Genomic DNA, 22,135 nt, shown 5'->3' on the forward strand with positions numbered 1-22,135 from the left:
TCCTGCAGTGAATACATAGCTGCTGGAAGCGAACCCGGTGAACTGAAATATCTAAGTAACCGGAGGAAAAGAAATCAACCGAGATTCCCTAAGTAGTGACGAGCGAACGGGGACTAGCCCTTAAGCTGGTATGGTTTTAGAAAAACAACCTGGAAAGGTTGGCCATAGAAGGTGATAGCCCTGTATTTGAAAGGGCCATACCAGTGAAGACGAGTAGGGCGGGGCACGTGAAACCCTGTCTGAACATGGGGGGACCATCCTCCAAGGCTAAATACTCCTGACCGACCGATAGTGAACCAGTACCGTGAGGGAAAGGCGAAAAGAACCCCGGAGAGGGGAGTGAAATAGATCCTGAAACCGTGTGCGTACAAGCAGTAGGAGCTCGCAAGAGTGACTGCGTACCTTTTGTATAATGGGTCAGCGACTTACTGTTCGTGGCAAGCTTAACCGTATAGGGGAGGCGAAGGGAAACCGAGTCTGATAAGGGCGCATAGTCGCGGGCAGTAGACCCGAAACCGGGTGATCTAGTCATGCCCAGGGTGAAGGTCAGGTAACACTGACTGGAGGCCCGAACCCACTCCCGTTGCAAAGGTAGGGGATGAGGTGTGATTAGGAGTGAAAAGCTAATCGAACCCGGAGATAGCTGGTTCTCCTCGAAAGCTATTTAGGTAGCGCCTCATATGTATCCTCTCGGGGGTAGAGCACTGTTATGGCTAGGGGGTCATCGCGACTTACCAAACCATTGCAAACTCCGAATACCGAGACGGACTGTATGGGAGACACACGGCGGGTGCTAACGTCCGTCGTGAAAAGGGAAACAACCCAGACCCACAGCTAAGGTCCCAAATTCACTGCTAAGTGGAAAACGATGTGGAAAGGCATAGACAGCCAGGAGGTTGGCTTAGAAGCAGCCACCCTTTAAAGAAAGCGTAATAGCTCACTGGTCGAGTCGGTCTGCGCGGAAGATTTAACGGGGCTAAGCAGTGAACCGAAGCTTGGGGTGCATCGCGATAAGCGATGCGCGGTAGAGGAGCGTTCCGTAAGCCTGCGAAGGTGGATTGAGAAGTCTGCTGGAGGTATCGGAAGTGCGAATGCTGACATGAGTAACGACAATGCGGGTGAAAAACCCGCACGCCGAAAGCCCAAGGTTTCCTTGCGCAACGTTAATCGGCGCAGGGTGAGTCGGCCCCTAAGGCGAGGGCGAAAGCCGTAGTCGATGGGAAGCAGGTTAATATTCCTGCACCTCGCGTAAGTGCGATGGAGGGACGGAGAAGGTTAGGTGTACCGGGCGTTGGTTGTCCCGGGGAAAGGCGGTAGGTTTGGATCTTTGGCAAATCCGGGATCCTTTAAGACCGAGCACCGAGACGAGTCTTTTAGACGAAGTCACTGATACCACGCTTCCAGGAAAAGCTCCTAAGCTTCAGCTTACGCAGACCGTACCGTAAACCGACACAGGTGGGTAGGATGAGAATTCTCAGGCGCTTGAGAGAACTCGGGTGAAGGAACTAGGCAACATGGCACCGTAACTTCGGGAGAAGGTGCACCCTTTTTGGTGGCTCGTGCGAGCTATAGCTGAAGAGGGTCGCAGAAACCAGGCCGCTGCGACTGTTTATCAAAAACACAGCACTCTGCAAACACGAAAGTGGACGTATAGGGTGTGACGCCTGCCCGGTGCTGGAAGGTTAATTGATGGGGTCAGCCGCAAGGCGAAGCTCTTGATCGAAGCCCCAGTAAACGGCGGCCGTAACTATAACGGTCCTAAGGTAGCGAAATTCCTTGTCGGGTAAGTTCCGACCTGCACGAATGGCGTAACGACAGCGGCGCTGTCTCCACCCGAGACTCAGTGAAATTGAAATCGCTGTGAAGATGCAGCGTTCCCGTGGCAAGACGGAAAGACCCCGTGAACCTTTACTATAGCTTTACACTGAACGTTGAGTTCGTCTGTGTAGGATAGGTGGGAGGCTATGAAACCATGGCGCTAGCTGTGGTGGAGCCATCCTTGAAATACCACCCTGTCGTGCTTGACGTTCTAACCTAGGTCCGTAATCCGGATCGGGGACCGTGTATGGTGGGTAGTTTGACTGGGGCGGTCTCCTCCTAAAGAGTAACGGAGGAGCACGAAGGTACGCTCAGCGCGGTCGGACATCGCGCACTGTGTGCAAAGGCATAAGCGTGCTTGACTGCAAGATCGACGGATCAAGCAGGTACGAAAGTAGGTCTTAGTGATCCGGTGGTTCTGTATGGAAGGGCCATCGCTCAACGGATAAAAGGTACTCCGGGGATAACAGGCTGATACCGCCCAAGAGTTCATATCGACGGCGGTGTTTGGCACCTCGATGTCGGCTCATCACATCCTGGGGCTGTAGTCGGTCCCAAGGGTATGGCTGTTCGCCATTTAAAGTGGTACGCGAGCTGGGTTCAGAACGTCGTGAGACAGTTCGGTCCCTATCTGCCATGGGCGTTGGAGATTTGAGAGGGGCTGCTCCTAGTACGAGAGGACCGGAGTGGACGAACCTCTGGTGTTCCGGTTGTCACGCCAGTGGCATTGCCGGGTAGCTATGTTCGGAAGCGATAACCGCTGAAAGCATCTAAGCGGGAAGCGCGCCTCAAGATGAGATCTCCCGGGACACAAGTCCCCTAAAGGAACCATGTAGACTACGTGGTTGATAGGTCAGGTGTGTAAGTGCAGCAATGCATTGAGCTAACTGATACTAATGATCCGTGCGGCTTGACCATATAACCTCAAGATGCTTCCTCATAAGCATCCCTTAGCGCGACACACGTCGATCGCTCTCACTCGCTCGCTACATCACACCCTATGAGAGGCTGGCGCCCTTGCCGTCCTCGGTCCAACAACCGAGGACCCGCACGTGGCGACACTCCAACCGTCTCCCTGGTGAAATTAGCGCTGTGGAACCACCCGATCCCATCCCGAACTCGGAAGTGAAACGCAGCTGCGCCGATGGTAGTGTGGCTCAAGCCATGCGAGAGTAGGTCATCGCCAGGGGCTTTACCCCAAATCCCCGTCCGAAAGGACGGGGATTTTTTATTGCGCGGGAAAAAACAGCGCGACGCGAGCAGGCGATGGAAGTGCGGGCAAAAGCCTCGAAATGACGGATCGGCGAGGCGCGCCCCGTTCCCTCACCCCAACCCCTCTCCCGGGGGGAGTGGGGCTCGGTTCTTCCTTCTCCCGTCGGGGAGAAGGTGCCCCCGCAGGGGCAGATGAGGTTGCGGGCGAAACCTCGCAATGACGGATCGGCGAGGGGCTGCGCGCGCCGTACCCTCACCCCAACCCCTCTCCCGGCGGGAGAGGGCTCGGTTGCTCCCTTCTCCCGCCAGGACCACGACCCCCTTTGCGGGGGAAGCGGCCCCGCAGGGGCGTCACCGAACGCTTGCAAAGACTTTTTGGGGTCTTTTATGTCGTGCGTTTCATCAATGCCGCGCGTCTTCCACAGGCGCGCTTCGCTGATGAAGCAATCGCTGCCCGCACGCCATCGGCGAAGTACATCCAGGTTCAGCTGAACCCGTGCGCCAGTCCACAACTGGCCACTTCGACAGCGGGTTTTGAGCGAGCGCATCGCACCGTTCCATGGAGCGATGCGTGCCTTTCATGCCATGGCGCTTAGACTTTTTTCCGATTCCGGCGATCGCGAGGCATTCGCTGCCTGCTTCACGCGTCGCTCCCGGCCCCCTTTCACCCACCACGAGGCCTTCCCCATGAGCCAAGCCAACGGATACGCCGCCCAGGCATCCGATCAGCCGCTGACCCCCTTCACCTTCGAGCGCCGTGCGCTCGGTGCCAAGGATGTCAGCATCGAGATCCTCTACTGCGGCGTCTGCCACTCCGATCTGCATACCGCCCGCAACGAGTGGCACAACACCCAGTACCCGTCGGTCCCGGGCCATGAAATCGTCGGCCGCGTCACCGCGGTGGGCGACCAGGTCGGTAGCTTCAAGGTCGGCGACCTGGCCGGCGTCGGCTGCATGGTCGACAGCTGCCGGCACTGCGCCTCCTGCGCCGATGGCGAAGAGCAGTATTGCGAGAACGGGTTCGTCGGGACGTACAACGGCCCGATGTTCGGTGGCGAGAACACTTATGGCGGCTACTCCGACCATATCGTGGTCGACGAGAAGTACGTGCTGCACATCCGCCACGATGCCGACAAGCTGGCCGCGGTGGCGCCACTGCTGTGCGCCGGCATCACCACCTATTCGCCGCTGAACCACTGGAAGGTAGGTCCTGGCAAGAAGGTCGGCATCGTCGGCCTGGGTGGCCTCGGCCACATGGGCGTGAAGATCGCCCACGCCATGGGCGCGCACGTGGTGCTGTTCACCACGTCCGCTGGCAAGCGCGAGGACGCGCTGCGCCTGGGCGCGAACGAGGTGGTGGTGTCGAAGAACGCCGAGGAAATGGCGGCGCATACCAACAGCTTCGATTTCATCCTCAACACCGTGGCGGCGCCGCACAATCTGGATGCGTTCCTGACCCTGCTCAAGCGCGATGGCACCATGACCCTGGTCGGCGCACCGGCCGAACCGCATCCGTCGCCGACGGTGTTCAACCTGATCATGAAGCGGCGCCAGCTGGCCGGCTCGCTGATAGGCGGCATCCGCGAGACCCAGGAAATGCTGGATTTCTGCGCCAAGCACGGCATCGTGTCCGACATCGAGACGATCGAGATGGCGCAGATCAACGAGGCCTACGAGCGCATGCTCAAGGGCGACGTGAAGTACCGCTTCGTCATCGATATGGCCAGCCTGGCACAGACTAAGCAGGCGGCCTGAGGCGGTTGTCCGCGGTAGCCGCCGGTTACCACGGACACATCACGCGTCACCGCGCGACCATGGAAGCCCGGGCAGGAGCATGCCCGGGCTTTTCTTTTGGAGAGCGTGCCGCTTAGTGTGCCGCAAGGGCAACGGATTCATTGCCTCCAGGCGACGGATCGCGGCATCTGAGGGACGCAGTCACGATGCACCGGATGATCGAGGCGACCGATGCGCAGAGCAGTGCATGGGCGCAGAGCGAGCTACCCGGGTTAGGGACAATGCTCAGTGACGGCAGCGAATGCGGGTTGCCGCGGTCGAAGAAGACCGTGAAAAACGCCAGTTCGAGTCGCTACGGCAGACCGAGAGACCGACAGATAGGCATACCGACCGACTGCCTACGACTGCGCGTTGCACGCCAATGGGGCGCGGACATCCAAGCGACCGGTGCGTGATCCGCCGCTGTAGGAGCGGCTTCAGCCGCGACCAGAGTGACGGGAACGTCCGTCGCGGCTGAAGCCGCTCCTACAGGTGCGCTTTCTGTCGTGATTCGAGGCATCTCGAAGAGGCCCCCAGAACAGTGCACCCGCAACGCGCCGTTGAACATGATCGGATGGAAGCTGGCACCGCGATGATGGCAACGCATGCCGTCGTGTTCCGCGCGCCCCATGCCGCCCGTCGCACGACCGACGCCCACAAACGACAACGGCGCCGAAGCGCCGTTGCCATGAAACTGGAGGGCGCAGCCGCCTACTTGGCGGCGGCAGGCGCCGCTGCCGGTAGCGACGTGGGCCGGCCCATCATCTTGTCGCGTGCGGCCTTGAACGGGTTGTCCGGATACCAGTTCGGCCAGCTGTCGCCGGCGGCCAGTTCCTTGCCGACCCCGTATACCGCCTGCAGGTCGTCCATCACGCCATCGAGCTTCCAGGTCGCCGGGTCGTACTCGTCGGCCGCGGTGTGGTAACGCTTGGCGTAGTCCGCCGCGGCACGGCGTCCGGCCTCGATGCCGCCGTCGACCAGGTCCTCACCGCCGTCGATGTACAGCGCGGGCACGCCGGCCTTGGCGAAGTTGAAGTGATCGGAGCGGAAGTAGAAGCCGCTCTGCGGCGCGTCTTCAGAGTGCAGCACGCGGCCTTGCGCGGCGGCGATCGGCTTGAGCAGGTCTTCCAGCTGCGAGCTGCCGAACCCGTTGACCACCAAATCCCTGGCGCGCCCGGCCACCGGCATCGCATCCAGGTTGATGACGCCGGCGATCTTGTTCAGCGGGAAGGTCGGATGCGCCACGTAGTACTTGGAACCGAGCAGTCCCGACTCTTCCAGGGTCACCGCCAGGAACACCACCGAGCGCTCGGGCTTGGGCTGCTGGTGCGCGAAAGCCTCGGCGATTTCCAGGATGCCGGCCACGCCGGTGGCGTTGTCGACCGCGCCGTTGTAGATGTTGTCGCCCGGTTCGCCCTCGTGCTTGCCCAGGTGATCCCAGTGCGCCATGTACACCACCGCTTCGTCGGCGCGGCTGCTGCCGGGCAGCACGCCGAGCACGTTGCGCGAGGTCTTCTCGGCGATGGTGCTCTTCAGGTCCACCGAGAGCTTGGCCTTCAGCGGGACCGGCTTGAAGCCGCGCTTGCTGGCGTCCTTGTAGGCCTGTGCCAGATCCAGGCCGGCGTCGGCGAACAGCTTCTTGGCCGCCTCGGCGGTGAGCCAGCCCTGCACCGGAATGCGCGGCTCCGGATCGTCCTTCGCCGGCAGGTCGTACTGCGCGCCGGACCAGGAGTTCTTGACCACGTCCCAGCCGTAGCTGGCGCCGGGCGTGTCGTGCACGATCAACGCGGCAGCGGCACCCTTGCGCGCGGCTTCCTCGAACTTGTAGGTCCAGCGCCCGTAGTAGGTCATGCGCTTGCCTTCGAACAGGCTGCCGTCGCCGGTGTGGAAGCCGGGGTCGTTGACGAACATCACCACCGTCTTGCCCTTCCAGTCCTGGCCGGCATAGTCGTTCCACTTCTGCTCCGGCGCGTCCACGCCGTAGCCGACGAAGACCATGTCGCTGCCATCGAGCTTGACCTCGGGCTGGCCGGTGCGCGTGCCCACCACCATGTCGGTGCCGAAGGCGAGCTGCCGCGCCGCGCCGTCGTGCGCGATGGTGAGCGTGGTGCCGGGCGCCGCGGTGGTCTCGGTCATCGCCACGTCCTGGAACCAGCTGTCGCCGTTGCCCGGCTGCAGGCCGATGCGCTGCATCTGGTCGCGGATGTAGGCCACGGTCTTGTCCTCGCCCGGCGTGCCGGGGCCGCGGCCTTCGAAAGCGTCGGAGGACAGCGTCTTGACCAGTTCGGCGAAGTCCGCCGGCGCGATCCCGGTGGAAAACGCATGCGCGGGCGCCGCAGCAGGCGCGGGCGCTGCGGTCGGTGGCGCGGCGTCGGCGGCCGGGGCGGGGGCTTCGCGCTTGCACGCGGTCAGCGCCGCCGCTGCGGCCAGGCACAGCACGAGCTTGCGGGACATGGGGGCTCCTGGTGGCGAGGGAACCCTGGATTCTATAGGCAAGCCGCGCGCGCCCGGGCGCGCACGGCAACGCGGCTCAGTTGTTCGGCGCGGTGTCGCCGTCGAAGGGCAACGCGGTGGCCCCGGTGATCGGCCCGGTCTTGGCACTGCGGTGCACGTACAGGGTGACTTCGCGCTCGAAGCGCAGCGGGCCGTCGATCACCGCACGCGGGCCGACGATGACCCGCGGCTTGCGCGCCGGCTTGAACGACATGCTGAAGCTGGGCTTGTTGATCGAGATGCCGCCGCCGACATGCGAATCGTGGCCGACGGTGATGTCGCCGTTGACCGTCTCGATGCCCTTGTCCAGTTGCGTGGCGACCAGGCCGATGCTGCCGTTGACGCTCTCGATGCCGCCGTCGACGCGGCCGCCGCGGTCGACGAAGATGCCGCCGTTGACGGTTTCGATGGAACCGGCGACCTGCGCGCGCTCGCCGAGGGTGATGCCGCCGTTGACCGTGGACAGACCCTTGGTCTGCGCGCCGTCGGCGACCTTGACGCTGCCGTTGACCGTTTCCACGCTGCCCACCTGGGCGCCGGACTGGACGTTGATGCTGCCGTTGACGGTTTCCAGATCCCCGTACTGCTTTCCGGCGTCGGCGGTGATGCTGCCGTTGACCTTGCTGATGCCCTCGCTCGCGAACGCCGGGCCGGCCAGGGCCAAGGCCAGCACAACCGCCAGATGCATGCGTTTCATCCCTCACCTCCCGGGCGCCGACGATGCGGCGGCAATCAATCGTGAGGCGATCACAACACGCTTCGCTACAATCCACACCTGCCTGAAGTCACTGGACCCCCGCTTGCCCGCAGCCGCGCCTGTCCCATCGCATTCCGCCGCGCCCCGCGCGGCCGAGCGGCGTGCGCCCGGCGACTGGCGCGGGCCGTTGCGCAGCCTGCTGGCGGCGGCGTGGCTGCTGACCGCGGGGTTGGCCGCGGCGCAGAATCCGCGCGAGGCCGAGAAGCGCCTGGAGAAGGTGCGCGGCGAGCTGAAGAGCGTGGCCGAGGAACGGCGGCAACTGGAGGGCAAGCGCGGCGACGCCGCACGCCAGTTGCGCGAGGCCGACGAAAAGGTCGCCGCCACCGGCCGCAGCCTGGCGCAGACGCAGCAGGCGCTGCAGCGGCACCAGCAGACCCTGGCCGAGCTCGAACGCAAGCGCGATGGCCTGCGCAGCGGCCTGACCCGCCAGCGCGCCGAATTGGCGCAACTGTTGCGCGCGGCTTACGCCATCGGCGGCAATGCGCCGCTGAAGCTGTTGCTGGCGCAGGACCGCGTGGCCGATGCCAACCGCCTGCTGGCTTATCACCGCTACCTGCAGCGCGAGCGCGCGCAGCGCATCGCCACCTTGACCCACGAGTTGCAGGCGCTGGAACAGGTGCAGCGCGAGGTCGTCGAACAGAAGCAGCAACTGAGCGAAGCCCAGCGCCGCCAGCAGGAACAGGCGCAGGCCCTGCAGCGCGACCGCAAGCAGCGCGCCAGCGTGGTCTCGGAACTGGACCAGCGCTATCAGGACCGCAGCGAACGCGAGAAGGCGCTGGGCCAGGACGCCAAGGCGCTGGAAACCCTGCTCGCCAACCTGCGCGCCGCGGCGGCCCGTGCCGAAGCCGAGCGCCGTGCCGCGGCCAGGCGCGAAGCCGCCGAGCAGGCGGCGCAGGCCAAGGCCGCGGCGAAGGCCGGGCGTGGTGGCGGCAAGGTGCCGCCCAAGGTGGTCGCTTCGGCGCCGCCGTTGAAGGTCGGCGGCCTGGGCTGGCCGCTGTCGGGCGACCTGATCGCGCGTTACGGCGGCCGGCTGCCCGACGGGCGCACCAGCAGCGGCGTGCTGATCGCCGCCCCCGCCGGCAGCACCGTCACCGCGGTCGCCGACGGCACCGTGGTGTTCTCCGACTGGATGACCGGCTACGGCATGATCCTGATCGTGGACCACGGCAACGGCTACATGAGCCTGTACGCGCACAACGACACCTTGCTGCGCGACGCCGGCGCCAAGGTCAAGCGCGGCGATGCGGTGGCCAAGGTCGGCAATTCCGGTGGCCAGGGCCGTCCGGCGCTGTACTTCGAACTGCGCCGCAATGGTCAGCCGGTGGATCCATCGTCGTGGCTGCAGCGCCGCTGAGCCACGCCAACGCGGTGCGTTCAACGCGAATTTAGCTCGGGTTCGCGCATAATCCGGACAACCGCGCCGTGCACGGTGCGGGTCTTCCCCAATCGGAGTGCTTCATGCGCGTAGTCCTGTCCGCAGCCCTGTTGCTCGCCCTGGCGCCGCTGCCGTCGATGGCGCAACGCGCCGAGACGCAGACGCCCACGGCCCCGGCGGCCAGCGCCGACGATCCCGATGCCACCGAATCGGCCAGCACCAAGGTGCCGCTGGACGAGATCCGCCGCTACGTCGCGGTCTACAACGCGGTGAAGGAAGCCTACGTCGATCCGGTCGACGACAAGAAGCTGATGCAGTCCGCGATCCGCGGTCTGCTGCTGGACCTGGATCCGCACAGCACCTATTTCAGCAAGGAAGACGCCGAGGCCTTCGACGAGCAGACCAGCGGCGCCTACGACGGCATCGGCGTGGAGCTGCTGCAGTTGCCGGACAATACCCTCAAGGTGGTGTCGCCGATCGACGACACGCCTGCCGCGCGCGCCGGCCTGCGCTCGGGCGACATCATCATCGCCATCGACGGCAAGCCGATCAGCGCGGTCAAGGCGATGGAGCCGCTGCGCGGCGAGTCGGGCAGCAAGGTCGTGCTGACCATCGCCCGCGACAAGGTCGACAAGCCGTTCGACGTGACCCTGACCCGGCAGACCATCCGTGTGGCCAGCGTGCGCAGCCGCATGCTCGAACCGGGCTACGGCTACATCCGCATCAGCACCTTCCAGGCCGACACCGGCGCCGATTTCCACAAGCAGCTGCAGCAGTTGCAGGCGCAGGCCGGCGGCAAGCTGCGTGGGTTGGTGCTGGACCTGCGTAGCAACCCGGGCGGCCTGCTGACCGCGGCGGTGCAGGTGGCCGACGACGTGCTCGACAAGGGCACCATCGTCAGCACCCGCGGGCGCATCTCGGTCAGCGATTCCAAGTTCGACGCCACGCCCGGCGATCTGCTCAACGGCGCGCCGATGGTGGTGCTGGTGGACGCCGGTTCGGCCAGCGCCTCGGAAGTGCTGGCCGGCGCGCTGCGCGACAACAAGCGCGCGCGCATCGTCGGCAGCCGTACCTTCGGCAAGGGCTCGGTGCAGACCGTGCTGCCGCTGGACAACGGCGACTCGGTCAAGCTGACCACGGCGCGCTACTACACGCCGAGCGGCAAGTCGATCCAGGCCAGCGGCATCGTGCCCGACGTGGTGCTGCACCCGGAGGCGAGCGCGGACGACGCCGACAAGCCGGCCGCGATCGCCGACTACAGCGAAGCGACCCTGCCGGGCCACCTGCATGGCGACGACGAGGGCGCCGAGGGCTACACCGCCGGCGACGTGTTGCCGGGCGATGGCCCGATCGCGCAGGCGCTGGCCGAACTGAAGCAGCCCGGCGCCGTGGCGCGGGCGGCCGCGGCGGCGCCGGCCGGCAAGGCCAAGGCCAAGCCGGCGCACAAGCCGGCGGGCGCGGCGCCGAAGCAGGCCCCGGCAAAGCCGCCGGCAGCGGAACCGGCCAAGCCCGACGCGGCCAAGCCGGCAACCAACACGCCCGAACCGGCCCCGGCGTCCGGTTCCTGAGCCGGTCGCGGCGCGCCGTCGCCTGGCGCGCCGCGCGTCCGCTGGGCGAAGGCGGTCCGCCGCTCAGCCGCGGGCGCTCAGCACCTCGGGATTGGCCAGGCGCTGTGGCGTGCCGGCGGCGAAGGCCAGCACGTTGTCGAAGGCCCTGCCGAAATACAGGTCGTAGCTGGCCTGTTCGACGTAGCCCAGGTGCGGCGTCGCCAGCACCCGCGGATGCCGCAGGAGCGGATGCTGCGGATCCAGCACCGGCTCCTGTTCGAACACGTCCAGCGCCGCCTGTCCCGGCCGACCGGCGTCCAGCGCCGCCAGCAGCGCGCCGGGGGCGAGCAGTTCGGCGCGGCTGGTATTGACCAGCAGCGCATCGGGTTTCATCCGCAGCAGGTCGTCCAGCCCGATCTGGTGGCGGGTGGCCGCGACCAGGCGGCGATGCAAGCTGAGGACATCGCTCTCGGCGAACAGCGCCTCGCGGCTGGCGGCGACCGCAAAGCCGTCTGCGCGTGCCTGCGCACAACTGTCCTCGCTGCCCCATACCTGCACCTGCATGCCGAAGGCACGCCCATAGGCGGCGACGCGACGGCCGATCTTGCCGTAGCTCCAGATGCCCAGGGTCAGGCCATCCAGGCTGCGGCCGAGCTGCGCATCGCCGGTGACCTGCCAGTGTCCGGCCAGCAGCGCATCGCGGTAGGCGGGCAAGCGCCGGCTGGCGGCCATCAGCAGCGCCCAGGTCAGTTCCGCCGGCGCCACCGGCGAACCGACACCTTCGGCCACGGCCACGCCGCGCGCGGTGCAGGCGGCCAGATCGATGTGCTCGCCGATCCGCCCGGTCTGGCTGATCAGGCGCAGCGTCGGCAGTTGCGCCAGCAGCGCGGCGTCGATGCGGGTGCGCTCGCGGATCAGCACCAGCGCCTCGGCCTCGGCGGCGTGTCGGAGGAAGGTCGCGCGGTCGGGCGCCAACGCGGTCAGCACCTGCACGCTGTGCGCCTGCAGGCGCGCGAAGCAGGGCAGGTGACGCACCGCATCCTGATAGTCGTCGGCGACCAGGATGCGCATGCGCTCAGCGCGGCTTGCCGGGCATCGGGAACGGCGTGACCACCTTCTCGCCGGTGGCCGCGTCGCGGATCGTCGATTGGCCCTTCTTCTCCACTTCCTCGATGCGCACGATGCTCTGCATCGGCAGGTGCAGCGTCTTGGTGGCGCCGAACTCCTCGCGCAGGCGTTCCTCGGTGGGATCGATCACCAGCCCGTCGTGCACGTCGAACACCAGGGTGCCGATCTCGGTGAAGCCCCACAGGTGGCTGCTGCCGACGTGCTGGCAGTACAGCTCGTAGACCTTGCCGTGGTTGAGGAAGGTCACTTTGTACAGGTGCTTGAACATGCCCGCAGTATAAGGCGCGGCCATCCCCGCACGCGGCTCAGAACCCCTTGCGCTTGCGCAGCCGCCGCGCGATCGCCGCGCGCACGTACAGCCCGTAGACCATGCCGAAGGCGAAGCCGGCCAGGTGCGCCGACCACGCCACCATGCCGAACGCCGGGCCGATGTAGGCGAACACCACCTGCAGCGCCGCCCAGGTGCCGATCAGCAGCGAGGCCGGGGCGCGCACGAACTCCAGGAACAGCCCCAGCGGCAGCACCACGCCGAGCTTGGCCCGCGGGAACAGCGCCAGGTAGGTGCCGATCAGCGCCGAGACCGCGCCGCTGGCGCCGATGATCACCCGGTCCGGGGTGCCGATCGCGAACACCGCGGCCAGGTTGGAGATCGCCCCGCCGCCGAGGAACAGCAGCAGGAACCGCCATGGCCCCAGCACGCGCTCGGCGGGCAGGCCGAAGATGAGCAGGAACACCAGGTTGCCGAGCAGGTGCGACCAGTCGGCGTGCAGGAACAGGGCGGTGAACAGGCGCAGCACGCTGCCGTCCTGCACCGTCGCCAGCCAGTCGCGCGGGCTGCCGACCCCGGCCGAGAGCGCGCCCCAGTCCAGCCACAGGGTCGCGCGCGCCTCGTCGGGGCGGCTGATCGACCACAGGAAGGCCAGCCACATTGCCGCGAACAGCAGCGGGGTGGCCCAGCGCAACGTGGTGCGCTCGCGGGAGGGGATGGAAACGAACATGCGAGGGAAGGGGGAGCCGAAGACCGCCAGGGACGCCACGATAACGGCTTCATCCGGCTGAACGCACGCCGACTCCACACGAACCTGAACGTATCATGTCGTTATTGTTGAGTTAACGCGGAGGCGTATACTCGCATACGGCGTCGTATGTCGGGAGGGGACTCCGGCGCGCATTCCCGGGTCTTTTCGGCCCCGGCCTGCGCAGACGCGAACACAGACAATTCGTCTTCCGGAGAAAAACTAGCCATGCAAAACGCAACCCAGTTCGTCCGTTTCACCGCTCTGGCCGTCGGCATCGTCGGCGCGCTGGCCATGGGCCAGGCGCACGGCGCCGCGTTCCAGCTCAAGGAGAACAGCGCCAAGGGCCTGGGCCGCGCCTTTGCCGGCTCCGGCAGCGCCCCCGGCGACGCGTCCATCATTGCCAACAACCCGGCCGGCATGCGCCAGCTCGACGGCAAGGTGTTCCAGGCCGACGTCAGCGCCATCCAGTTCTCGGCCAAGTACCAGGGCGACGGCGGCACCTATGCCACCGGCGCGCCGATCTCGGGCGGCCGCGGTGGCGACGCCGGCATGATCGCGCCGGTCCCGGCCGTGTACTTCCACATGCCGTTCGGCGAAAACAACAACATGCACTTCGGCACCTCGCTGACCGTGCCGTTCGGCTTCAAGACCGAATACGACCGCGACTGGGTCGGCCGCTACAACGGCGTGAAGACCGAACTGCAGGCGATCGACCTGAACTTCGCCTTCTCCTACGACGTCAACCCGTACGTGTCGTTCGGCGCGTCGGTGTTCGCCGAGCGCCTGGACATCGATCTGACCAACGCCATCGACTTCGGCACCATCCTGGCCTCGCGCCGTGTGCCGGGCTTCGCGCCGGGCAGCGCTGACGGCTTCTCGCGCATCAAGGGCGACAACACCGAGGTCGGCTTCACCCTGGGCGGCCTGTTCAGCATCGACGAGAACACCCACATCGGCTTCAGCTACCGGTCGCAGGTCGAGCACAAGATCACCGGCGGCGACGCCGACTTCACCGTGCCGGGCAATGCCGCCACCGTGCTGGCCGTCGCCGCGCCGGGCACCTTCGTCGACACCAAGGGCCGCGCCACGGTCAAGCTGCCGGCCAGCGCCACCGCCAGCTTCACCCACAACATCAACGAGCAGTGGACGGTGATGGCCGACGTCACCCGCACCGCCTGGAGCAAGTTCGACAAGGTCACCGTCGACTTCGCCTCCAACCAGCCCGACAGCGTGCTGGACTTCTCGTACCGCGACACCACCTTCGTGTCGCTGGGCGCCGACTACCGCATGAGCGACACGCTGACCCTGCGTGGCGGCCTAGCCTACGACCAGACCCCGACCACCGACCGTCACCGCGACGTGCGCGTGCCGGATGCGAGCCGCAAGTGGGTCTCGCTGGGTCTGACCTGGAAGCCGTCCGAGCAGTCCGAGTACAGCTTCGGCTACACCCACCTGTTCACCAGCGATCCGAGCATCGCCACCACCAGCGCCACCGGCAACACCCTGGTCGGCGACTACGACGTGAGCGGCAACGTGCTGGCGGCTTCGGTCAACTACAAGTTCTGATCGCAGGCGCTTCACGGCTCACGAAAAAGCCCCGCTTCGGCGGGGCTTTTTTTGTGCCTGTCCGCGCGTGCGGTGCGCGCCGCGGCAGGCAGGGCGGTCGGCGCAGGTTCCGGGGGAAACGCTGCGCCGAGATAGGCCGGTCAGTCGCCCAGGGTCAGCAGCGAGGCGTTGCCGCCGGCGGCGGTGGTGTTGACCGTCACCACCTTTTCGGTGGCGAAGCGCAGCAGGTAGTGCGGGCCGCCGGCCTTGGGGCCGGTGCCGGACAGGCCCTGGCCGCCGAACGGCTGCACGCCGACCACCGCGCCGATCTGGTTGCGGTTGACGTAGACGTTGCCCACCGCCACGCGCGAGGCGATGCGCTCGATGGTCTCGTCGATGCGCGAATGCACGCCCAGGGTCAGGCCGTAGCCGGTGGCGTTGATCTGGTCGATCACCGCATCGAGCTGGTCGGCCTTCCAGCGGATCACGTGCAGTACCGGGCCGAAGATCTCGCGCTGCAACTGCGCCAGCGACTGCAGCTCGTAGGCGCGCGGGGCGAAGAAGCTGCCGTGCGCGGTGGCGGCGTCGGTCGCGGCGACGGCGATGGCGCGCGCCTCGCGGTCCATGCGTGCGGCATGATCGGTGAGGATCTGCAGCGCGTCGGTATCGATCACCGGGCCGACGTCGGTGGACAGCAGGCCGGGATCGCCGACCTTCAGTTCGGCCATGGCGCCGGCCAGCATGGTCATCACCTTGTCGGCGATGTCGTCCTGCACGAACAGCACGCGCGCGGCCGAGCAGCGCTGGCCGGCGGAGATGAAGGCGCTGGAGATCGCGTCCTTGACCACCGCCTCGGGCAGCGACGAGGAATCGGCGATGAAGGCGTTCTGGCCGCCGGTCTCGGCGATCAGCACGCCGATGGCGGCATCGCGCGCGGCCAGCGCGCGGTTGATCGCGCGGGCGGTCTCGGTGGAGCCGGTGAAGGCGACGCCGGCCACGCGCGCGTCGCGGGTCAGTGCGGCGCCGACGGTGGCGCCGTCGCCGGGCAGGAACTGTACCACCGCCTCCGGCACGCCGGCTTCGTGCAGCAGCTTCACCGCGGCATGGCCGACCAGGTTGGTCTGCTCGGCCGGCTTGGCGATGACGCTGTTGCCGGCGGCCAGCGCCGCGGCGACCTGGCCGAGGAAGATGGCCAGCGGGAAGTTCCACGGGCTGATGCACACGAACACGCCGCGGCCGTGCAGCTGCAGCTCGTTGGATTCGCCGGTCGGCCCGGGCAGGCGCTCGGGGGCGCCGAACTGCGCGCGCGCTTGGCCGGCGTAGTAGCGCAGGAAGTCCACCGCCTCGCGCACTTCGGCCACGCCGTCGGGCAGGGTCTTGCCGGCTTCCTTGACGCACAGCGCCATGAACTCGGGCATGCGCGCCTCCAGCAGGTCGGCGGCGTGTTCGAGGATGGTGGCGCGGCTGGCGGCCGGGGTGCGGTTCCAGGCCGGATAGGCGGCTGCGGCATTGCTCAGTGCCTTCTCCACGGTGGCGGCATCGGCCGGCTTCCAGTGGCCGACGATCTGGCGGCGGTCGGCCGGGTTGGCGACCGGCAGCGCATCGCCGGCGATCACCGCGCCGGGCACCAGCGGCGCGGCGTGCCAGGGCTTGAGCGCGGTGTTGAGCTGGTCGGCCAGCGCGCGCAGATCGTTGTCGTTGGCGAGGTTGGCGCCCATGGAGTTCTTCCTGTTGTGGTTCTGGCTGCGCAGCAGATCGACCGGCAGCGGAATCTTCGGATGCGGGATGGAGGCGAATGCGGACACGGCCTCGACCGGGTCGCGGATCAGGTCTTCGATGGCCACGTCTTCGTCGGTGATGCGGTTGACGAAGCTGGAGTTGGCGCCGTTCTCCAGCAGGCGCCGCACCAGGTACGGCAGCAGGTCCTCGTGCGAGCCCACCGGCGCGTACACGCGGCAGGGCACGCCGAGGCGGTCGGCGGGGATCACCTCGGCGTAGAGGTCGTCGCCCATGCCGTGCAGCTTCTGGTGCTCGTAGTCGCGGCCGCCGGCGATGGCGCGCACCGCGGCGATGGTCTGCGCGTTGTGGGTGGCGAACATCGGATACAGCGCGTCGCTGTGCGCGAACAGGCGCTTGGCGCAGGCCAGGTAGGACACGTCGGTGTTCTGCTTGCGGGTGAACACCGGATAGCCCGGGTGACCCTCGACCTGCGCGCGCTTGATCTCCGCGTCCCAGTACGCGCCCTTGACCAGGCGCACCGGGATGCGGCGGCCGACGCGGCGCGCCAGGTCGGCGAGGAAATCGATCGTGTACGGGGTGCGCTTCTGGTACGCCTGCACCGCCAGACCGTAGCCCTCCCAGCCGTCCAGCGAGGGATCGGAGAAGGTGGCCTCGATGATGTCCAGCGACAGTTCCAGGCGGTCGGCTTCTTCGGCATCGACCGTGTAGCCGATGCCGTAGGACTTGGCCAGCTGCGCCAGTTCCAGCACGCCCGGCACCAGTTCGGCCATCACCCGCGCGCGCTTGGCGTGCTCGTAGCGCGGGTACAGCGCCGAGAGCTTGATCGAGATGCTGGGCGCAGCGAACACCGCGTCCTTGCCGCCCTGCTGGCGCTGCGCGGCGAAATGCTTGCCGATGGCGTGGATCGCCTGGCGGTAGGCATCGAGGTAGCGCTGCGCGTCCTTCATGGTCAGCGCGCCTTCGCCGAGCATGTCGAACGAATAGCGGTAGTGGGCGTTGTCGCCCTTCTTCGAGCGGGTCAGCGCCTCGCCGATGGTCCGGCCCATCACGAACTGGTGGCCCATGATCTTCATCGCCTGGCGCACCGCCAGGCGGATCACCGGCTCGCCGACGCGGCCGATCAGGCGCTTGAACGCGCCGGACACGTCGGCGCGGGTGAGATCGTTGATCTGCACCAGCTTGCCGGTGAGCATGAGGCCCCAGGTCGAGGCATTGACGAGGATCGAGTCGCTCTCGCCCATGTGCTTCTTCCAGTCCGCATCGCCGAGCTTGTCGCGGATCAGCTTGTCGGCGGTGTCCTGGTCGGGGATGCGCAGCAGCGCTTCGGCCACGCACATCAGCAGCACGCCTTCCTCGCTGCCGAGGTCGTACTGGCGCATGAAGGCTTCGATCGCGCCCTGGTCCTGGGCGCGGGCGCGCACCCGGGTGACCAGGTCGGCGGCCAGCGCCTGCACCTTGGCCTGATCGGCCGCGGGCAGACGCGCCTGCTCGAGCAGTTCGCGCACGTGTTCGGCTTCGTCCTTGAGCCAGGCAGCGGTGATCGCCGCGCGCAGGGCCTGCGGCGCGGGTGGGAGTTCGGGGGACAGCAAGGGCGAAGGAGACGCGGACGGCATCGCCGGAACAGAGCCGGCGCCAGGCAGAGCGTTCATGCGGGAAAGGCCAGGGACAGAGCCCACCATTTTATGTCAGCGCTTGCACGCGCAGGGCGTCGCCGGCATCGTCGCGACGCCGGCGGCAGCGTCCAGGCTTAACGCGAATCTGGTTGCGCTGCAGCATTTTTTGTGGTGAACGCGCGCTTGCCGCCGCGCAGGCCCGGGGCTACCATCCAGGCGTGCTCGCGGCTCGGGCGCGAGCGGTTCGGAAGCGCGGTTCGACATGATCGAAATGTTTCCGTTTTCTCCGGAGGGGTCGGGTACGCAGCTGCGGCTGCGACCGCCGCGGGCGTTGAATGCCCGGCAATTCGTTCTGTTGTTCGTCGCACTGGCCGGGGCGATGTGGGCCGTGGCTGGGCTGGGGTGGCTCGCCGGCAACGTGTTCGCGCCTGCGTTCGCTCTGTTGCACAGCATCGTGGTGGCGCTCGCGCTGCATTGGTCGTGGCGCGGCGGCGAGCGCGAAGAGGATATCCGGGTGGGTCCGGCCTGCGTGGAAGTGACCCGTCCGAATGCAGGAACGCCGGCGTTCCGCGCCCATCCGCATTGGGTGCGGTTGCGGATCGAAGGCGACGACAGGGTGGTGCTGGCATCCAGCGGCAAGCAGGTCCGGGTCGGCGAGTTCCTCGGCCCCGACGAACGCCGGCAACTGGCGCAGACCCTGGAAGGCTTGCTCGCGGCCGTGACCGGCCGCAACCGATGACGCTCCAAGGGGTCTAGGCAATGAAGCAACGCGGCGGGTGGGTGCAACAGGCGGTCAGGGGCGGGATGGCGTTGGCGGCGGCGATGGCCGCACCGCTGGCGTGGGCGCAGTCGGCCGATCCCAAGCCGTGGCAGCTCAACATGGGCAGGGGCGTCACCCAGAGCGCGCGCAACGCCTACGACGCGCACATGGTCGCGTTGTGGGTCTGCGTGGTCATCGGCGTGCTGGTGTTCGGCGCGATGGCCTATGCGATCTTCAAGTTCCGCAAGTCCAAGGGCGCGGTGCCGGCGCAGTTCAGCCACAACACCAAGGCCGAGATCGTGTGGACGGTGATCCCGGTGCTGATCCTGATCGTGATGGCGTGGCCCGCCACGGCCAAGCTGATCGCGATGTACGACACCCGCGATGCCGAGATGACGGTGAAGGTCACCGGCTACCAGTGGATGTGGCGCTACGAATACCTGGGCGAGAACGTGGCGTTCACCAGCCGCCTGGCGCGCAGTTCCGACCGGCTGCGGCAGAGCGGTGCGGTGCCCACCGTCGAGCACGATCCGCACTACCTGCTGGACGTGGACAACCGGCTGGTGCTGCCGGTGAACACCAAGGTGCGTTTCGTCATCACCGCCGACGACGTCATCCACGCCTGGTGGGTGCCGGCACTTGGGTGGAAGCAGGACGCCATCCCCGGGATCATCAACGAGGCCTGGACCAGCATCGACACCCCCGGCGTGTACCGCGGCCAGTGCGCCGAACTGTGCGGCAAGGACCATGGCTTCATGCCGATCGTGGTCGAGGCGGTGAGCAAGCAGGACTTCCAGAAGTGGCTGGCATCGCGCAAGCCGGCGCCCGCCGCCGCGTCTGCGCCGGCCACGACGACGGCGGCTCCGGCGGCCGCGCCGGCCACGGCCGCACCCGCTGCCGCGCCCGCCGATGCCCAGGCGCCGGCGGTGCCGCCGCAGGCGCGGCTGTCGCGTCCCCGTTCCGACTCGCACCCGATCGTGCAAGCCGCCTGATCTCCAGCATTCCTTTCCTGAGGTAGCCGCCATGGCCCATTCGGCAGTCGATCACCACGACGAGCACGGGCATCAGCAGAGCTTCGTCGAGCGTTGGTTCTTCTCCACCAACCACAAGGACATCGGCACGCTGTACCTGCTTTTCAGCTTCACCATGTTCGTCATCGGTGCGGCGATGAGCGTGGTGATCCGCGCCGAACTGGCGCAGCCGGGCCTGCAGTTCGTCAAGCCCGAGTTCTTCAACCAGATGACCACCGTGCACGCGCTGGTGATGATCTTCGGCGGGGTGATGCCGGCCTTCGTCGGCCTGGCCAACTGGATGATCCCGCTGCAGATCGGCGCGCCGGACATGGCGCTGCCGCGCATGAACAACTGGTCGTTCTGGCTGCTGCCGGTGGCCTTCACCCTGCTGCTGCTGACCCTGTTCCTGCCCGGTGGCGCGCCGGCCGGTGGCTGGACCATGTATCCGCCGCTGATGCTGCAGGGCGGCTATAACGTCGCGTTCTCGGTGTTCGCCATCCACGTCGCCGGCATCAGTTCGATCATGGGCGCGATCAACATCATCGCCACCGTGCTCAACATGCGCGCGCCGGGCATCGACCTGCTGAAGATGCCGATCTTCTGCTGGGCCTGGCTGATCACCGCGTTCCTGCTGATCGCGGTGATGCCGGTGCTGGCCGGCGCGGTGACCATGCTGCTCACCGACAAGTTCTTCGGCACTTCGTTCTTCAACGCCGCCGGCGGTGGCGACCCGGTGATGTACCAGCACATCTTCTGGTTCTTCGGGCACCCCGAGGTCTACATCATGATCCTGCCGGCGTTCGGCGTGATCAGCGAAATCATCCCGACCTTCAGCCGCAAGCCGCTGTTCGGCTACCAGGCGATGGTCTACGCGATCGCGGCGATCGCGTTCCTGAGCTTCATCGTCTGGGCCCACCACATGTTCACCGTGGGCATGCCGCTGGGCGGCGAGATCTACTTCATGTTCGCCACCATGCTCATCTCCATCCCCACCGGGGTGAAGGTGTTCAACTGGGTCAGCACCATGTGGCAGGGCTCGATGACCTTCGAGTCGCCGATGCTGTGGGCCATCGCCTTCGTCATCCTGTTCACCATCGGCGGTTTCTCCGGGCTGATGCTGGCGATCGTGCCGGCCGACTTCCAGTACCACGACACCTATTTCGTGGTCGCGCACTTCCACTACGTGCTGGTCACCGGCGCGGTGTTCGCGCTGATCGCGGCGGTGTATTACTGGTGGCCGAAGTGGACCGGGCGCATGTACAACGAGGCCTGGGCCAAGTTCCATTTCTGGTGGACGATGCTGTTCGTCAACCTGCTGTTCTTCCCGCAGCACTTCCTCGGCCTGGCCGGCATGCCGCGGCGCATCCCCGACTACAACGTGGTGTTCGCCGACTGGAACCTGGTCAGCTCGATCGGTGCGTTCGGCATGTTCGTCACCCCGTTCCTGATGGCCGGCATCCTGCTGGCGTCGCTGCGCAACGGCGCGCGCGCCGAAGCGCGCTCGTGGGAAGGCGCGCGCGGCCTGGAGTGGACGGTGCCGTCGCCGGCGCCGGCGCATACCTTCACCCTGCCGCCGGTGCTCAAGCCCGGCGACCTGGCCCACGACGACATCAGCCACTGATGACCGCGCAACCGCCGCTCGACGACCTGGTCCTGCGCCGCAAGCGTGCGGCGCGCACCGCGCTGGTGGTCGGCGCGGTGGCGCTGGCGATCTATGTCGGCTTCATCCTCACCGGGGTGCTGGGCCGATGAACGCGCCGGCGCCGCAGGTGCACAGCAGCGCCGGGCTGTTCAAGCTGGTCGGCGTGGCGCTGGCGGTGTTCCTGCTGACCTTCTCGCTGGTGCCGCTGTACCGCATCGCCTGCGAGAAGGTGTTCGGCGTGCGCCTGGAGCGCGGCCCGGGCGAAGGTCCGCAGGCCGGCAAGCCACTGGCGGGCAAGCGCACGGTCACGGTGCAGTTCGATGGCGGCGTGAACTCCAAGCTGCCGTGGTCGTTCCATCCGGAGCAGCTGACCATGCAGGTGGTGCCGGGCGAGCTCAACGAGGCGCTGTACTACGCGCACAACGATGGCGCGCACGCCATCGTCGGCAGCGCGGTGCCGTCGGTGGCGCCGGCGCGCGCCTCCGGCTACTTCACCAAGACCGAGTGCTTCTGCTTCACCGCGCAGACCCTGCAGGCCGGCGAGAAGCGCGACATGCCGGTGCGTTTCATCGTCGATCCGAATCTGCCGCGCGACATCACCACCATCACCCTGTCCTACACCTTCTACAAGAACGATGCGCTGAGCGCGGAACTGGGATCGCCGAAACTGGCCGGTTCCGCGCGCGCGGCTCCCTGACCC

The 22,135-nt window shown here is 66.6% G+C and carries 15 protein-coding genes and 2 rRNA genes (1 of these 17 only partly in view); 11 read left to right on the forward strand and 6 right to left on the reverse strand.

Annotated features, from left to right (window positions below; genetic code table 11):
• The 3 genes from NUG21_RS02465 to NUG21_RS02475 all read left to right on the forward strand — a co-directional run.
• Window positions 1-2,736, forward strand: a 23S ribosomal RNA gene (locus tag NUG21_RS02465); it begins 144 nt to the left of the window's first position.
• 156 nt (window positions 2,737-2,892) lie between these two features.
• Window positions 2,893-3,007 (forward strand): 5S ribosomal RNA (rrf, locus tag NUG21_RS02470).
• 710 nt (window positions 3,008-3,717) lie between these two features.
• Window positions 3,718-4,785, forward strand: coding sequence for an NAD(P)-dependent alcohol dehydrogenase (locus NUG21_RS02475; protein ID WP_263392178.1), 1,068 nt, complete (start codon window positions 3,718-3,720; stop codon window positions 4,783-4,785).
• A gap of 729 nt (window positions 4,786-5,514) precedes the next feature.
• Here NUG21_RS02475 and NUG21_RS02480 read toward each other — a convergent pair.
• Together NUG21_RS02480 and NUG21_RS02485 are read right to left on the reverse strand one after the other, a co-directional pair.
• Window positions 5,515-7,257: a M28 family metallopeptidase gene (locus NUG21_RS02480; protein ID WP_263392179.1), complete on the reverse strand. Its 1,743-nt coding sequence runs from the start codon at window positions 7,255-7,257 to the stop codon at window positions 5,515-5,517.
• 76 nt (window positions 7,258-7,333) lie between these two features.
• Entirely contained in the window at window positions 7,334-7,993 is a 660-nt protein-coding gene (locus tag NUG21_RS02485) for a hypothetical protein (RefSeq protein WP_019798650.1), read from the reverse strand.
• A gap of 187 nt (window positions 7,994-8,180) precedes the next feature.
• Here NUG21_RS02485 and NUG21_RS02490 point away from each other — a divergent pair, with 187 nt between their 5' ends.
• Together NUG21_RS02490 and NUG21_RS02495 are read left to right on the forward strand one after the other, a co-directional pair.
• Window positions 8,181-9,407, forward strand: a complete 1,227-nt coding sequence (locus NUG21_RS02490; protein WP_263392180.1) for a murein hydrolase activator EnvC family protein — start codon at window positions 8,181-8,183, stop codon at window positions 9,405-9,407.
• Window positions 9,408-9,511: 104 nt separating this feature from the next.
• Complete coding sequence (locus NUG21_RS02495; RefSeq protein WP_263392181.1) at window positions 9,512-10,996, forward strand: S41 family peptidase; 1,485 nt, start codon at window positions 9,512-9,514, stop codon at window positions 10,994-10,996.
• Window positions 10,997-11,059: 63 nt separating this feature from the next.
• Here NUG21_RS02495 and NUG21_RS02500 read toward each other — a convergent pair whose 3' ends face one another.
• Genes NUG21_RS02500 through NUG21_RS02510 form a run of 3 tightly spaced genes read right to left on the reverse strand, consistent with a single transcriptional unit; the run spans window position 11,060 to window position 13,101 of the window.
• Window positions 11,060-12,046: a D-2-hydroxyacid dehydrogenase family protein gene (locus NUG21_RS02500; RefSeq protein ID WP_263392182.1), complete on the reverse strand. Its 987-nt coding sequence runs from the start codon at window positions 12,044-12,046 to the stop codon at window positions 11,060-11,062.
• A 4-nt stretch (window positions 12,047-12,050) separates the two neighbouring features.
• Complete coding sequence (locus NUG21_RS02505) at window positions 12,051-12,371, reverse strand: DUF1820 family protein (protein WP_263392184.1); 321 nt, start codon at window positions 12,369-12,371, stop codon at window positions 12,051-12,053.
• A gap of 37 nt (window positions 12,372-12,408) precedes the next feature.
• Complete coding sequence (locus NUG21_RS02510; RefSeq protein ID WP_010340917.1) at window positions 12,409-13,101, reverse strand: rhomboid family intramembrane serine protease; 693 nt, start codon at window positions 13,099-13,101, stop codon at window positions 12,409-12,411.
• 246 nt (window positions 13,102-13,347) lie between these two features.
• Here NUG21_RS02510 and NUG21_RS02515 point away from each other — a divergent pair, with 246 nt between their 5' ends.
• Window positions 13,348-14,688: an outer membrane protein transport protein gene (locus tag NUG21_RS02515; protein ID WP_019797063.1), complete on the forward strand. Its 1,341-nt coding sequence runs from the start codon at window positions 13,348-13,350 to the stop codon at window positions 14,686-14,688.
• Window positions 14,689-14,828: 140 nt separating this feature from the next.
• Here NUG21_RS02515 and putA read toward each other — a convergent pair whose 3' ends face one another.
• The gene (gene putA, locus NUG21_RS02520; protein ID WP_263393018.1) at window positions 14,829-18,020 is read right to left on the reverse strand and encodes a bifunctional proline dehydrogenase/L-glutamate gamma-semialdehyde dehydrogenase PutA; all 3,192 of its coding nucleotides are present in this window, start codon (window positions 18,018-18,020) and stop codon (window positions 14,829-14,831) included.
• A 262-nt stretch (window positions 18,021-18,282) separates the two neighbouring features.
• Here putA and NUG21_RS02525 point away from each other — a divergent pair, with 262 nt between their 5' ends.
• From NUG21_RS02525 to NUG21_RS02545, 5 genes are read left to right on the forward strand one after another with little or no spacing between them, the layout of a single operon-like run.
• Window positions 18,283-18,759: a DUF2244 domain-containing protein gene (locus NUG21_RS02525; protein ID WP_019796200.1), complete on the forward strand. Its 477-nt coding sequence runs from the start codon at window positions 18,283-18,285 to the stop codon at window positions 18,757-18,759.
• Window positions 18,760-18,779: 20 nt separating this feature from the next.
• Window positions 18,780-19,772 (forward strand): cytochrome c oxidase subunit II, encoded by a 993-nt coding sequence (coxB, locus tag NUG21_RS02530; RefSeq protein ID WP_263392185.1) that lies wholly within the window; start codon window positions 18,780-18,782, stop codon window positions 19,770-19,772.
• 31 nt (window positions 19,773-19,803) lie between these two features.
• A complete protein-coding gene (ctaD, locus tag NUG21_RS02535; protein WP_153753398.1) occupies window positions 19,804-21,414 on the forward strand; it encodes a cytochrome c oxidase subunit I in 1,611 nt (536 codons plus the stop codon).
• Window positions 21,414-21,545 (forward strand): hypothetical protein, encoded by a 132-nt coding sequence (locus NUG21_RS02540; RefSeq protein WP_255421423.1) that lies wholly within the window; start codon window positions 21,414-21,416, stop codon window positions 21,543-21,545. The genes ctaD and NUG21_RS02540 overlap by 1 nt, the downstream gene beginning before the upstream one ends.
• Window positions 21,542-22,132 (forward strand): cytochrome c oxidase assembly protein, encoded by a 591-nt coding sequence (locus tag NUG21_RS02545; RefSeq protein ID WP_160945720.1) that lies wholly within the window; start codon window positions 21,542-21,544, stop codon window positions 22,130-22,132. The genes NUG21_RS02540 and NUG21_RS02545 overlap by 4 nt, the downstream gene beginning before the upstream one ends.
• Window positions 22,133-22,135: the final 3 nt, after the last annotated feature.

The organism is Xanthomonas sp. CFBP 8445, from assembly GCF_025666235.1.
Lineage (GTDB): Bacteria > Pseudomonadota > Gammaproteobacteria > Xanthomonadales > Xanthomonadaceae > Xanthomonas_A > Xanthomonas_A indica.